14 protein-coding genes and 1 pseudogene are annotated in these 13,655 nt (G+C 41.9%); 1 reads left to right on the top strand and 14 read right to left on the bottom strand.

Annotation, left to right across the window (positions count from 1 at the left end):
- The 12 genes from CQA40_RS02815 to CQA40_RS10990 all read right to left on the bottom strand — a co-directional run bounded on the left by CQA40_RS02815 (position 1) and on the right by CQA40_RS10990 (position 10,413).
- Positions 1-1,641 carry a Mur ligase family protein gene (locus CQA40_RS02815; protein ID WP_115519445.1) on the bottom strand — a complete coding sequence of 547 codons (1,641 nt, stop codon included), beginning with the start codon at positions 1,639-1,641 and terminating at the stop codon, positions 1-3.
- On the bottom strand, positions 1,641-2,705 hold the full coding sequence (mraY, locus tag CQA40_RS02810) for a phospho-N-acetylmuramoyl-pentapeptide-transferase (RefSeq protein WP_023928800.1): 1,065 nt from the start codon (positions 2,703-2,705) through the stop codon (positions 1,641-1,643). Before mraY ends, CQA40_RS02815 begins: the two co-directional genes overlap by 1 nt.
- Before the next feature lie 230 nt (positions 2,706-2,935).
- Complete coding sequence (gene ruvX / locus CQA40_RS02805) at positions 2,936-3,502, bottom strand: Holliday junction resolvase RuvX (RefSeq protein WP_115519444.1); 567 nt, start codon at positions 3,500-3,502, stop codon at positions 2,936-2,938.
- A complete protein-coding gene (dprA, locus tag CQA40_RS02800; protein ID WP_115519443.1) occupies positions 3,499-4,302 on the bottom strand; it encodes a DNA-processing protein DprA in 804 nt (267 codons plus the stop codon). The genes ruvX and dprA overlap by 4 nt, the downstream gene beginning before the upstream one ends.
- 7 nt (positions 4,303-4,309) lie before the next feature.
- Positions 4,310-5,896 (bottom strand): divergent polysaccharide deacetylase family protein, encoded by a 1,587-nt coding sequence (locus CQA40_RS02795; protein ID WP_115519442.1) that lies wholly within the window; start codon positions 5,894-5,896, stop codon positions 4,310-4,312.
- A 67-nt stretch (positions 5,897-5,963) separates the two neighbouring features.
- Positions 5,964-6,203, bottom strand: coding sequence for a cell division topological specificity factor MinE (minE, locus tag CQA40_RS02790; RefSeq protein ID WP_023928795.1), 240 nt, complete (start codon positions 6,201-6,203; stop codon positions 5,964-5,966).
- A gap of 10 nt (positions 6,204-6,213) precedes the next feature.
- Entirely contained in the window at positions 6,214-7,026 is an 813-nt protein-coding gene (minD, locus tag CQA40_RS02785; protein WP_023928794.1) for a septum site-determining protein MinD, read from the bottom strand.
- 109 nt (positions 7,027-7,135) lie between these two features.
- Positions 7,136-8,374: a hypothetical protein gene (locus CQA40_RS02780; RefSeq protein WP_115519441.1), complete on the bottom strand. Its 1,239-nt coding sequence runs from the start codon at positions 8,372-8,374 to the stop codon at positions 7,136-7,138.
- A gap of 118 nt (positions 8,375-8,492) precedes the next feature.
- Positions 8,493-9,119 carry a recombination protein RecO gene (gene recO, locus CQA40_RS02775; protein ID WP_115519440.1) on the bottom strand — a complete coding sequence of 209 codons (627 nt, stop codon included), beginning with the start codon at positions 9,117-9,119 and terminating at the stop codon, positions 8,493-8,495.
- An 83-nt stretch (positions 9,120-9,202) separates the two neighbouring features.
- A complete protein-coding gene (locus CQA40_RS10995) occupies positions 9,203-9,379 on the bottom strand; it encodes a hypothetical protein (RefSeq protein WP_023928790.1) in 177 nt (58 codons plus the stop codon).
- Positions 9,380-9,696: 317 nt separating this feature from the next.
- A complete protein-coding gene (gene msrA, locus CQA40_RS02770; protein WP_115519439.1) occupies positions 9,697-10,215 on the bottom strand; it encodes a peptide-methionine (S)-S-oxide reductase MsrA in 519 nt (172 codons plus the stop codon).
- A gap of 21 nt (positions 10,216-10,236) precedes the next feature.
- Positions 10,237-10,413: a hypothetical protein gene (locus CQA40_RS10990; RefSeq protein ID WP_181882804.1), complete on the bottom strand. Its 177-nt coding sequence runs from the start codon at positions 10,411-10,413 to the stop codon at positions 10,237-10,239.
- Positions 10,414-10,523: 110 nt separating this feature from the next.
- On the opposite strand from CQA40_RS10990, the pseudogene CQA40_RS02765 reads away from it, so the two are divergent.
- A pseudogene (locus tag CQA40_RS02765) lies at positions 10,524-11,504 on the top strand (glycosyltransferase family 2 protein); the annotation flags it as partial.
- A gap of 189 nt (positions 11,505-11,693) precedes the next feature.
- Here CQA40_RS02765 and CQA40_RS02760 read toward each other — a convergent pair.
- Together CQA40_RS02760 and CQA40_RS02755 are read right to left on the bottom strand one after the other, a co-directional pair.
- Entirely contained in the window at positions 11,694-11,939 is a 246-nt protein-coding gene (locus tag CQA40_RS02760) for a 2-hydroxymuconate tautomerase family protein (RefSeq protein ID WP_115519437.1), read from the bottom strand.
- Positions 11,940-11,961: 22 nt separating this feature from the next.
- Positions 11,962-13,374: an alanine/glycine:cation symporter family protein gene (locus tag CQA40_RS02755; protein WP_115519462.1), complete on the bottom strand. Its 1,413-nt coding sequence runs from the start codon at positions 13,372-13,374 to the stop codon at positions 11,962-11,964.
- Positions 13,375-13,655 lie beyond the last annotated feature (281 nt).

The following is a 13,655-nucleotide window of genomic DNA, read 5'->3' as shown; positions in this document are numbered from 1 at the left end:
TTATGATTCTAGCGCGTATTTTTTGAAAAGTTCGCCCCTTTCTTTGTATGAGCGAAATTGGTCAAGGCTTGCTGCTGCGGGAGAGAGTAGCCCGACAAAAGAAGCGATAAAATCTGCCTTAGAATCTTGTTTTGCGTTTTTTTCTGTATCTTGTTGAGTGGATTTTGTCTGCGATGATTTTGCTTCACTTGCAAAATCATCGCTAAATTCTATCAAATCTTTCTCTCGCTCGTTTTTTATGCACCCCATAGCGTTTTTTAGATTTTGGCAAGCAAAGGCAGGTATGTCATATTTTTGCGCTAGGGACAAAATCTTTTTTTCATTGCTACCTATGGCAAAAATCTTTACAAAGCTGTTTTTTTTGCAAAATCCATCTGCGATAAGTTCAAAAATAGGCTCAATATCTGCTCCCTTATCATCGCCCCCTAGCAAAGCATAGATGCGCTTGCCTTTATATCGTGTAAAAGCCTTTAGTGTGGCATCGGTATTTGTGCCTTTGGAGTCATCTACCCAAAGCCATTGTAGATTGGATTTTGCTCCATTTTGATTATAGGGCTCATAAAATTCCTCAATTCTGTGCGCTCCTATGTGGAAAGATTTTAGCTTTTCTAAAAAATACGCAGGGGTAGCACTAAAATCCCCGCTAAAATCTAATAAGCCCATTTTTTGTGCCAACACCGACCCGCTAAGTGCCACAAGCGCATCTAGCAAAAACGGCTCGCCAAAAGAAATGCTATCTAGCTCTATACCCAAAAACTTCGCTAAATCACTAGAATCCTCATAAAAAATTGCGCACTCTGTACACTCATTATTGGGCTTTGAGTGATTTTTGTGGATATATTCTTGCACGATTTTGTGAGATTTTAGCTCTTGTGGTAGCAGGGCGCAAGTGCCTTTGCCCATACGCGCTAAAACGCGGAGTTTGTCCTCTATGTAGCCCTCATATCCGCTATGCCAGCTTATGTGGTCTTGGCTAAGTGGAAGTAGCAGATAAATCTGCGGGGTAGCAATGTGGGCATAGTGCATAGCAAAAGAGCTAGATTCTAGCACCCAAAAAGGCTCTTTTTTTGAATCTTTTTTGGGAGTGTTGGTGGTTTTTTCTTTTGGGTTATTTTGATTTTGATAAATCTCTTTTTGGGGTGGATTTTTGGTAAATTCAAGTGATTGTGCGTGCTTTAGCGCGAGTGTGGTAAGTGGTGTGCCGATATTGCCACCACAGAGTGCACCAAAAGATTCTAGCAGATGAGTTAGCATTTGCGTGGTGGTTGTTTTGCCATTTGTCCCGCTTATCCATATACTTTTTAGCTCAAAATCATTTGCACTCATTAGCTTATAGGCATAGTCATACTCGCCGATAGGATTTCGCGCTTTTGAGAAATCACTATGAGTAGGCAAAATCCCGGGGCTTATAAACTCTAGGCTAGATTTACTCTCATCAAACGCACTAGGTGGGAGCAAAGCATTGCCGCACTCATCGCTAGATTTTACCTCAAACCTATCATCATAAATAGAGCAAGTCTTGCCAAGTGAGTTTATAAACTCTACAAATGGCTTGCTTGTAACCCCATAGCCAAATACGCTAATGTGGCTAGGAAGCAAGTGAGGTGGGACTTTTATAGGGATTTTACTGCTTTGTGGCATTAGCGCACCTTTATACTTAGAAGTGCGATTAGGTTTACAAGTATGGCTATCACCCAAAATCGCACGATGATTTTGTTTTCTGCCCAGCCTTTTTTCTCGAAGTGGTGGTGGATAGGTGCCATAAGAAAAATCCGCTTTTTTCGTGTCTTGTAGCTACCGATTTGGAGCATCACAGATAGTGTTTCTACCACAAAAACAAAGCCGATTAGAATTAGTAGTATTTCGTTGTTTGAGACGACTGCCATATACGCCATAAAGCCTCCGATAGATAGGCTTCCGCTATCGCCCATAAATACTTGTGCGGGGTGGCAGTTATACCACAAAAATCCTAGCAAAGAGCCGATTAGGGCAACACCTACTACCATTAGCTCGCCTGCATTTACCTTTGGCAAAAATAGATACTTACTAAGCTCAATATTGCCCGATAAATACACAAACACACATAGCGTAAATATCGCGCAAATACTAGGCACAGTAGCAAGCCCATCTAGCCCGTCTGTTACATTTACAGCATTGGTGCTAGCCAAAAACACAAGCACCCAAAACGCTATCATTAGCGTGGGATAGTTACTAAGTGCGAAAAGAGGATTTTTGACAAAGGGGAAATAAAAATCCGAGCTTAGATGCGCACAATAATACAAAATCAAACACACACCAAAAGACACCACAAACAAAAATAACATTTTCGCCCTAGCACTCATTCCTGCGTTGCTTTTGTGTGCGATTTTGATATAGTCATCTCTCCCGCCGATAAGCCCAAAAGCCACAAGCACGATAATACCAAGCGTGGCAAAAATATTGCTTAACTGCACGCATAGAAGCGAGGCTATCACTGTGCTAAAGATAAATACTGCGCCTCCCATAGTGGGGGTGTTTGATTTGGATTTGTGAGCGGGGACATAGCGTGAGATAGGCTGACAGGATTTGCGCTTCTTTGCCCAAGAGATGAAGTAGGGCATCAAAAACACACATAGCAAAAATCCTACAAAAAAACTTATCCCCGCACGAAAAGTAAGGTAGCGAAAAATATTGACATCAAAATAAGAATACAGGTAGTAAAGCACGACAATCTCCTTATATGGTGCGTTTTGGTTAATGTAAATGTGCTTATGATTAGATGATTGCTAATAAAGAGATGTTAGATTTTGCGTGGATTTGGGATAAAGTAAAAACGCTATTATAATTTAGTTTTGGGCAAGTGTGTCGCAAAAACGCTTAAAAAGCCCAAAAATACGCATAAATTTGCAAAATCTTGTAAAATATTCAAGCTATTTACGCACAAAAACACTACATTTTATGGATTTGCATCACTGATTTTAAGGTAGCGGCGCAGGATTTCGCACGCCGCTAGAGAATCCAGCCTGCCGTCTTTGACTGATTTTTTGCGAGCGGATTTGGTAGTGTGGGATAGGTTTTCTAGGGCGATGATAGAGCTAAAATCCTCATTTACATACATCACCTCACAGCACATACTAGCACAATCTAGCAGCCCAATAAAGTGCTTTATGCGCACAGAAGTAGGGTTTGTGCTAGAATCTAGGCTAGAATCTATAAAATCTATGCCAGATTTTGCATTGCTAGAATCTGTGTGGTTTTGTGATGTTTGCTGTGATTCTTTTTGTGGATTTTGCGAGTTTATATCTTGTGTGTGCTGATATAGTGGAAGTCCTACGATTAGCTTATTTACACCGCGCATTTGTAGCACTTCGCGCAAATCTCTAGCTGCTTGGTTGCGATTTTTGCGGATTATGGGCTCTAGTGGCAAGACTATGCCATTTGTGAGTGTGGCTAGCCCTATGCGCTTTAGCCCCACATCACAAGCGATAATCACGCTAGATTTTGGCTGTGAGTGTGCGCTCATTGCACCACCACGCGTCCATTTGTGCGGGTGATTTTCCCCTCTAGCTCAAGAGCTAAAATCTCCTCTCCATAGCGCAAATATGCCTCTTCAAAGCTAGGACTCCCCTTGCAAAAATCTAAAATCTCTGCATAGTCTCCGCTACTAGAATCTAAGGTGAGTTCTTGTAGTCCTATTTTTTGCAAAAATGCTTCTATGCTAAAAATCGCCTCTGCTTTTTCCTCTAGTAATAAATCCTGTGTCCCTAGCGACTCTCCTATGCGATGAGAGAGGACAAAAAGGGGCTTTTTGGATTCTAGGGCTAGGTTAGCAGAGTAGAGAGAGCCGCTTGCTTTGTCGGCTTGGGGGATTATCACTATGTCGCTTAGGGCGATGACTAGGCGATTTCGGTGAAGAAAATCATATTTTTGTGGGGTTTTGTTGTTTTCGTATTCGCTTAGGATTAGCCCATTTGTAGCGATTTGAAAGATTGTCTTTGAGTTGCTTGCAGGATAAATAGTATCAAGGCTAGATGGAGAAATCATAATCGTGCGGGGAAGCGCGGCACTATGAGCGATAATATCCACGCCCAAAGCCCCCCCACTTACCACCACACCACCTGCTTGGCTGATAGATTTTGCTAGATTTGTGGTTTGGATTTGGGTGTATTGGTTTGGCTTCCTAGTGCCGATGATAGCGACTTTTGGCGAAATATCTAGTAGGCTTGTATCGCCTGTGAAAAAAAGCCTTTTGGGTGGGGATTTTAGCCCAAGAAGTTCCTTTGGAATCCTATCTAGCTCACAGCTAGAAAAATGACTTTGCATAGACGGACTAAAATCCCTCTATTGAGATGCTTTGAGAGTGGAAAGAATGTGCGTTTTTGGAGCTTTGGCATTTGCCATTTTGCCATTTACCACCCGCGTCTTTGCACATCTGGACACTTAGGAAATTATCTGTGTTTTTTTGCTTTCTTTGATATTCTCTCACACTTTGCCCCATATCATTTGAGCCGCCACAGCCTGATACAAACGCTTCTAGCTCATCGCCTGAACACACCGAGTAGGGAACGGATTTGGGTGGTGTGGGTGGAGTATATCGCCTTTGTGGAGTTTGTGGCTTTGGTGCAGGGCTTTGGGCTAGGTGCTGTGGATATGCTTTTGTGGGTTGTGGGTTTGACCGTGTGCTTGTGGGCGGGGTTGGTTTGCTTGTGCTTAGGACACCTGCTTGGGATTTTATGGAGTTATTTGAATTGGTGTATTTTGCCATTTGGGCTACTTCTGAAGTTTGGGTAGAAGTCTTGCTAAATCCAGCTTGCTTTGCCACACTTGGGCTAGAATCTTTTGGTGCGACTTGGGGGTGGGATTTTTCTCTTTTGCTCTCTGCAAACATACTATCATCGATTTTGGCATAGCGTGAGTTTGGCACTCCCTCAAAGAGCTTTGGATTTATCTTGGATTTTGTTTTGTCATCTAGGGCTATTTGTAGGCGTGGGCGATTGGATTTGGCAAGTGGCAAGTCTTTTATATAGACTAGATTTACTTCGTTTTGGAGGGTGGATTTTGCCTCCCTTAGTGCACGAAATGTCGCAGAATGTGGGTGGCAAATCGCAATAGCATAGCCCTTTTGCTTGGCTGTTTCTATGGCTTGGTGGATTTGGTAGTTGATATATGGCACGGATTGTTCATTGTCCAAAAACACATCTCTACTTAGCAGTTCTCTCCTGCTCTCATCATAGATTTTAGGTGCTTGTGTGTTTGCACTCGTGCGTGAATCCACAAAATCAATCCCATACAAATCAAGCACATAAAGTAGCCGCTGCATATCTCTAAAACTTGAGCTAAACTTGCTACCTGTGTGGTTGTTGATATATTCTAGCTTGGGGAAGTCTTTTTTGATTTTAGCGATAATCTCTTGGATTTTGGATATGTCCATATTTACGCGCATCCACTCAAATTTCGGGCTTTGGACACTCATTGATTCTAGTGGTAAGTGCACCATATAAAATTCGCTTTTTGCTGCGAGCTTGGCTGTTTGGGGCGAGTAGTAGCTCACAGGGAAAAATGAGGGCGTGATTTTTAGCCCTAGCTTTTGTAAGTCTTCAAATTGTCTAGGGTATGCTATGTCGTCCATTATTATGGCGAGGTAGGGTTTTTTGTGGCTAGTTATTGCGTTTTTTGCGCTACTTACGCTAGAAGTTACGATATTTTGGGCTTTTTCAAAGATATTTTGCCAGCCGCTAGATTCTGCACTCTGCGCTTCATTTTTTGAATCATCTTGTTTTTTGGCTTCTTTTTGGGCTTGGATTTTTTCTCGCTTGACTACGGTGTCGTTTTCGTAGAATTTATACGCATATAGCCCGATACCTGCCAAAAACAAGCCGACAAGAATCGTGCTTATGCTTTTGCTAAATCGCATCATTTTCAAACCTCCGTAATGGATATTATCTCGCTAAGATTGTGCCTAAGAGTGCAAGTGCTGTAATGTGCTATTTTGTGTTATCCAAAATGATTTCTACTTCAAGTGTGCTTATGTCTTGATTAGAATCTGCTTTTATGGAGATATTATCTGTGTTGGTGTATTTTTTTACCACTGCTAAAATCTCTTGCTTCATTTGCTCCATATATGGGATTTTGGCAGTGCGCTCGTGGGCGAGGATTAGCTGTAATCTATCTGTGGCGACTCTCGCGCTATTATCTTTTTTGACAAAGTAGTTTAGGATACCCATCGCTTAAACCTTACTTGTTGAAAATCTTGCCGAGTGCTTTTAGAAAGCCACCATTAGACTTAAATTCCACAAACTCCACCTCATCGCCTAGCACCCTAGCTACGATACGCTTGTAGCACTCGCCACTTATGCTGTTTTTGTCATAAATCACAGGTTCGCCTTTGTTTGTCGCTGTTACGACTTTGTCATCTTCAGGCACAAGCCCTATAAGCTCAATAGCAAGGGTTTTTAGCACATCTTGAGTGCTTATCATTTTGCCAGATTCTACTAGCTCGGGTTTTATGCGGTTGATGATTAGATGAAGTGGGATTTTTATCCCCTCACTTGCTTTGTGGGACTTGGCATTGATAAGCCCGATAACTCTATCGCTATCACGCACCGAGCTTACTTCAGGTGTAACCACCACTAGCACCCTATCTGCCCAAAAAATCGAATGCTCAAACCCTCCCTCTATCCCCGCAGGAGAATCAAGCAAAATATAATCAAAACTTTTTTTTAGCTCTTCTATGAGGTTTTGGACTTTTGATTTATCTAGGATATTTTTGTCTTTGCTTTGGCTTGCAGGGAGAAAGTGTAGATTTGGTGTTCTTTTGTCTTGTATAAGAGCTTGGGCAAGTTTGCAATTCCCCTCCATAACATCAATGACATCGTATACTATGCGGTTTTCTAGTCCCAAAATCATATCCAAATTTCGCAAGCCTATGTCAAAATCCACTGCCACGACTTTTTGCCCCATCTGGGCAAGCCCCACAGCGATATTTGCCGTAGCTGTGGATTTGCCCACACCTCCCTTACCAGAAGTAATCGTTATAACTTCAGACATTTTTTACACCTCTTTTTTGTTTTTTTTAGTCGATTTGCTAAAAGCAACTTACATTCCGCTCGCCACCCACTCACTTGGCTTGCTTGCCTGTCTGTGTGCTGTATCAATCTTAATCCATAGATTTTGTAGATTGTGTGTGAGTGTGGCTTACCTCATTGCTTCTTGACCCACTTTGTGTCTCCTTGTCTTTTGCGCTATCTGTGTCATTGCTTTTTTGGTTTGAGCTTTTTGGGGTTGCTTCATTTTTGTTGTTTTGAGTGCTATCAAACTCAAATGACACACTAGAGCCAAGCGAAAATATAGCATTACCACGCTTAGATTCTGCTTTATGTGGTAGATTTTCACTTCCTTGCTTGTCAAAATCCTCCAAAATCACAAAAATAAGCTCTTTTGGTTCATCATTTTTGGATTTTTTAGCTTTTTTGCTCTCTTTATCTTTATTGCTTTTTTTTTCGCTTTTTTTATCGTTTGTTTTGCTATCAAAATCACTTGCTAGATTTGCCTCTTTAGCCTCTGCTTTTGGCAAAATAAGAACCTTTGGTAAGGTGATATTCTCGCCACTATCCACGCGAAATGCCAAAAATCTAGGCTTGCCTCCCTCATAGCCACCGCATTTGCTCGCCTCCTTATCACAAGAGTGCAAAATATGCCTTTTTGCCTCTATCTCAAAAGCTGCGAGATAATACACGCCTGCTTCTAGCTCCACCACCTCATCTCTTGGGGCGCGAAAGCGAGAGGTTTTTAGTGCGCGGAAAAACGCATTTGCCCCGCCGATAGCTTTGCATTTGGGTGGTTTGGTAGTGTCTAGTTTGCTAGGGTTTTGGGTGGTGTGGGTAGGCTTTGCTTGTAAGTCTAGCTCGCTATGGCTTTTGTGATTTTTGGAATCTTGCAGGCTAAAATCCTGTGTAAAATTCTTTGTAAAATCATCTGGGTTAGAATCTTGTGGGCTAAAATCTTTAGAGTGTGTGGATTGTGGTATGAAGTCTTGTTTAGGCATATCTGCTTTGTCATTTTTATCATCTTTGTCCCTCTTATTCTCGTCATCCTCTGTCCATTTGTGTTCTTTTGCCTCTTTGTCATCTGCTGGTTTTTCATCTACCTTGCACCAATATGTCAAAACGGATTTATTTAGTCCATCAATTTGGCTAGAGATATTTATCGTTACTTTTGCGATATTTTGCCCAATATCTTGCACAGAGCTATTCTTGATGTTTTGATTCGTGTTTGGGGACTTTGTCGAGCAGCCAATCATACCCACAACAGCTAGCCCCAAGCATATTTTATGTAGCTCACACGACTTGCACAGCTTGCGCAATTTACACAACCAAAATCTACCAACAAATCTCATAGCACAATCCTTAAATAAACAAAATAAATCACAAATTTTCCCCCAAATCTACACACGATTTTACCCGCAATTTTTATCTACAATTTACCCGCAAAATCTTGCCAAAGCTGCTAGATACCTAAAATCCAAGCAAAAGCACTTCATACAAAGAGCGCACCTCCTCATCACTTAGCCTTAAGCTATCGCCTGTGCTTAGGAAATCTTTTATTTTGCCCATCTGTGTGTGCAGCCCACGCGCACAATGCCTATGCGCTGCCATAAACGACCTTGCAAGTGCTATATCCTCGCCTAGTGCCTCCCCGCACAAAAAGCACTCGCTATTGTTGCTTGCTTGACTTGGCTTTCGTCCCTCTTTTGAGAGGATTTGACTATATGCTTCTATCATCACGCGCATAGGATTTTGCTTTAGGAGTTTGCGAGCTGCTTCGTCCAAAACCTCCATATAAAACCTATCAACCTCATAAATATCACGCAAATGCTTATCAAGTAGCCCGATAAATCTTTGCCACACATACACTCTCTCTAGCTCCCTCTCCCAGCCAAATCCTAAGTGCATAACGCTACGAAGTTTTGGCAAAAATATTCCATTGCTCTCTTGGACAAAGTCGATTCTGTGCCCGATATGCACGAGCGAATGCCTAGCACCATAGAATCGATATAGGGTCTTGATTTTTGATTCTGTCAGCACGCGGACGATTAAGTCCTCGCCTTTTTGCCTTTGGGTATGCAAAATATAGCCTTGCACTTTTTACCCTTTTAGTTGTGTCGTGGTTGTTTGGTTGGATTTTGTGAGGTTTGCTTTGGCTGATTTATGTGTATGGATTTAGATTATGCCTCGCTTAAAAACAGCACGATAAACATTACTGCGATTAGAATCCCGCCGATGACATACAAAAAAAGTGAATCATCTTTCTTTTTTAGCTCGCTTTCATCTTTGACATCAAGTTTGACATTTTTTTCTCGAAATGTTGGGACATTGATTTTGCTAGGTTTGTTATCAGGCATTTTCTACTCCTTTATTCGCCTTAATCGTGCTTGTGGATTGCAAAGCGCGATTTTACACATCCTTGATTTTTGGATTTTACTGATTTTGGACTTTGCTAAATTTTGCTTTTTGATTTGGCTGTTTTAAGTTTGTTTGTCGTGCTTAGCGTGGGTTTGAAGCATTTGTAGCAACGACTATGGCAACAACAAAAGTGTCTTAATTGTAGCATAATTTTTCTAAATAGATTTTGGGCTTTATGCAGTTTTGGCACTAATGATTTGCAAAATCTGCAAAACAGCGTAAAAACGCGCAAAAGGCATTATCTTTGTGTGGTATTTTATGATTCTATTGGCTCTAAGGCTTTAGAAATATCAATATGACAGTAGCCATTTGGATTGTTGGCTAGGTATTTTTGGTGGTAAGATTCTGCGGGAGTGAAGTTGCGCAGGGGCAAAACTTCAGTAGCGATTTGCTTAGAAGTGCGTAGCGCGACTTTTGGCGCGACATAGCGCGTGATAAACTCGCTTATCACATCGAGAATGTGCAAATCTCGCGCATAGATTCCGCTACGGTATTGGCTACCTATGTCATTTCCCTGCCTATCCACACTCACGGGGTCAATGATACTAAAAAAGCGCGCAAGCACCTCCTCAAGCGGTAGCACCCCCTCATCAAAGGCAATCTCCACTGTTTCCACCGCGCCACTTAGCCCGCTACACACCACTTCATAGCTTAGATTTTTAAGCGTGCGCTCCTGCGCGTTTGCATAGCCCACGCGCGTGCTCTCCACGCCATACAGGAGGTCAAAATACGCCTGCACGCCCCAAAAGCACCCACCCGCTAGATAGATTTGCATTTTCTTAATTCCTTTTTTGGCTTAAAAATATGTGTTATAATACCGCGTTTTTAGAATATTTATCATAATAAGGAGTATGCGATGAACCACACCGCGCAAAAACGAGAGAGAGAGAGAGAGAGAGAGTAACTCCGCCAGCCAAACAAGCCAAAATCTAACACAAAACGATTCTACAAATTCCACCCAAAAAGATTCCACCCTTACAAATACTGCTTACACGGTTTTCACCTACACAAATTCTCCCCACTATGATACAAATCTACTTCATATCATAGTCCCTATTTACAATGTAGAACCATACCTTAAAGGAATGTTTGGATTCTATCCAAGCACAGACTTATGCGAATTTTCTAGCCATTATGGTAGATGATTGCAGCACGGATAGTTCCGCTCAAATCGCTGGGCAATATGCCAAAAATGATAAGCGGTTTATCTTGGTTACAAAGCCACAAAATGAAGGGCTTGGAATGGCACGAAACACGGGGCTAGATTATATCTTTAATACGCTAAAACCCGACAAGAGCGATTATATCGGCTTTGTGGATAGTGATGATGTGATTGCGCTAGATTATTATAAAAACCTTATCTATTGCCTAGAATCACACTCCAAGCAGGGTATTATGGTAACAAAAAGTTTTAATACATATCGCTTTAAGCACGAGGATTATAATAGTGCGATTTTTGCCTATCGTGGGCGTAAATCGCGTGGTGGAATCACGCGTAAGGGTAGCAAAATCGCTTCGTGGCTGGCGTTGTATCGCGCCCCATTTTTAGAGCATTTGCGCTATTCAAATGCGCGTTTGGGCGAGGATATAACTTTTGGTAATATCGTAAATGCGCTAGCTGACAAAGTCGCCTACACTCGCACGGCTAGGTATTTCTACCGACAAAGAGAGGGTTCGCTTATGAAATTATGGCGATATTCTTATGATGAAAATTTTGCGAATTTTGCCTATATGCTAGAGCATTTTGTGAAATTTGACTTGCTAAGGGCGCATAAAATTGATATTTCTTTGGTGCAAAATATGCCTATGGGTGCAGAGGATAGGCATTTTACAAAGCTGCAAAATCTCATAGCTTCATATAACTTTGATGAGGATATTTTGCGTTTTAATCCACGATTAAAAGCGATTTTAGAGTGTAGGGATTATAAAGAGTTTTGTGCAAAAATTGATAGGCTTAAGCCCATCTCACAGCGTGTAAGGCACTACTTTAGAATCGACATTAGGGCTAGCAGAATCTACATAAAACTTTTTGGCAAAGTGCTTTGTGATAAAAGATTTCGCTAGCTTGACTAGACAAAATATCTACAAAGCAAAATAGCAAAATCAAGCGCATAGAAAAACAAAAGTGATAGATTTTCGTAGCTTACTACGCGCTTATCACAATGCGCTTGTGAAGCGAGAGTTTTAGCAAAGCCCGCAAACCCCACCAAATCGCGTTAAATCGCTTGATTTCATCACTACGATTTTTGCGCTTCATTTTAGCTTTTTGGCTTGGGATTTGCCCTGCGCTTTTGCCTGCTCTTTGCGCACTTGCGTGATAGGCTTGCCCCCTAGCCCGTAGTCATCGGTGCTGATTTCATCGATGATAACCACGGTGCTAGATTTGTTTTTGCCTAGCACTTCACTAAGCAGGTTTGTTACGCCCTCTATGAGTTGCGCTTTTTGCTCTTTTGTGGGTTCGCCTTTTTCTTTGGTTATGCGGATATTGACAAATGGCATTGCTTACCTCCTTTTTAGATTCTCACTTCCAGCATTCTGTATTATAGATTCCTACACTCTCTGCCCTAAACACAGGATTTTTCCCTGCCTTTTTCTGCGATTCATAGTCGCGCAAAACCTTTAGTGCGATATTGCTGAGGAACAAAATCACTATGATATTTATGCTAGCCATAAGCCCCATAAAAATATCTGCCAAATCCCAAGCCAAGCCTAGATTTAGCTGCGCACCGACAAACACCATTACCACCGCGCTAAATCTAAACACCTGCAAGGCGGCTTTATTCTCGGTGATAAATTTGAAATTTGCCTCCGCGTAGAAATAGTTGCCGATAAGCGAGGTAAAGGCAAAAAGCACTATTGCCACGCTTACAAAGATAAGCCCAAATGTGCCAAAATGCCCTTGCATCACGGCTTGCATTAGAGCCATTCCTTTTAGCTCGGCTTTATCTATGCTAGAGCATAGCACCATAAACGCGCTTGCCGTGCAGATAATCAAAGTATCGATAAAAACTGAAAGCGTTTGCACCATTCCTTGCTTTGCAGGGTGGCTAGTGTGCGCTGCGGCTGCGGCATTTGGCGCAGAGCCCATACCTGCTTCGTTTGAGTAAAGCCCGCGCTTTATGCCGATAACGATTGCGCTCCCTGCAAACCCGCCAAATATCGCACTAAAATCAAATGCTTCTTGCAATACGCTAGCAAAGATAAGCGGGATTTTATCGACATTTAGCCCGATGACTACAAGGGCGACTGCGAAGTAGCCAAACGCCATTATAGGCACTAAAATCGATGAGATAAGCGCGGATTTGCTATCATCTCCAAAAAAGAAAAACGACACCAAAATCGCCAAAATAAGCCCCACAAAAATTGTCAAAGGACTATTGGCAAAGACTTCACTCCCTACAAAAACTTCAAATGACGAGGTAAGCGTAAAAGCCTGCAAGCCATTGAATCCATAGGCAAAGCAAAAAATCAGCGAAATAGCAAAGATAACGCCTAGCTTGCGTGAGCCTAGTGCTTGCTCGATATAATAAGCTGGTCCGCCTTTATAGCGATGAGTGCCGACTCTGCGCTTATAGACTTGGGCTAAAGTGGATTCTACAAAGGCACTTGCACCACCGACAATCGCGCTTACCCACATCCAAAATAGCGCACCACTCCCCCCACTTGCAATCGCCACAGAGACACCCACGATATTGCCTATGCCTACACGCGAGGCGGTAGAAATCATCAGCGCACCAAAGGGCGAGATATGCTCTTTTTGACTACGCTCTTTTAGCACACCAAATACATCACGCAAAAATCGCACTTGGATAAAGCGCGTAGCAATAGTGAGATACAGCCCGCACAAAATCAGTGCAAACACAAGCCAATAAGTGTATAAAAATCCGCTAGCCTCCCCCACAACCGCGCCAAATAAATCATATAAATTCTGCATTGCTATCCTTTTTTGTGTCATTGCTTTTAAGCATTTACAAATTCTATAATAGCGCATTAGGACGAATTTTGCACTAATTTTTGCGCTAGCTTTGATTGTGTCAAAAGTTTTTTGGTAGCAAGATTTTTTACCAAACTTAAGCGCGTTTAGCTTATTTGCCAAAATCAGCGCGAACACATAAAATATTTCCTCATAAATTTTTATTATTAGCGTATAATGCGAATTTGTTTTAAACATTTCTCATATTAGCACCGCTTTGCCCACTACTTACACTACTTGCT

Origin of the sequence: Helicobacter sp. MIT 01-3238 (genome assembly GCF_003364135.1) — a bacterium.
GTDB lineage: Bacteria > Campylobacterota > Campylobacteria > Campylobacterales > Helicobacteraceae > Helicobacter_B.
This window is presented reverse-complemented; position numbering and strand designations above follow the sequence as displayed.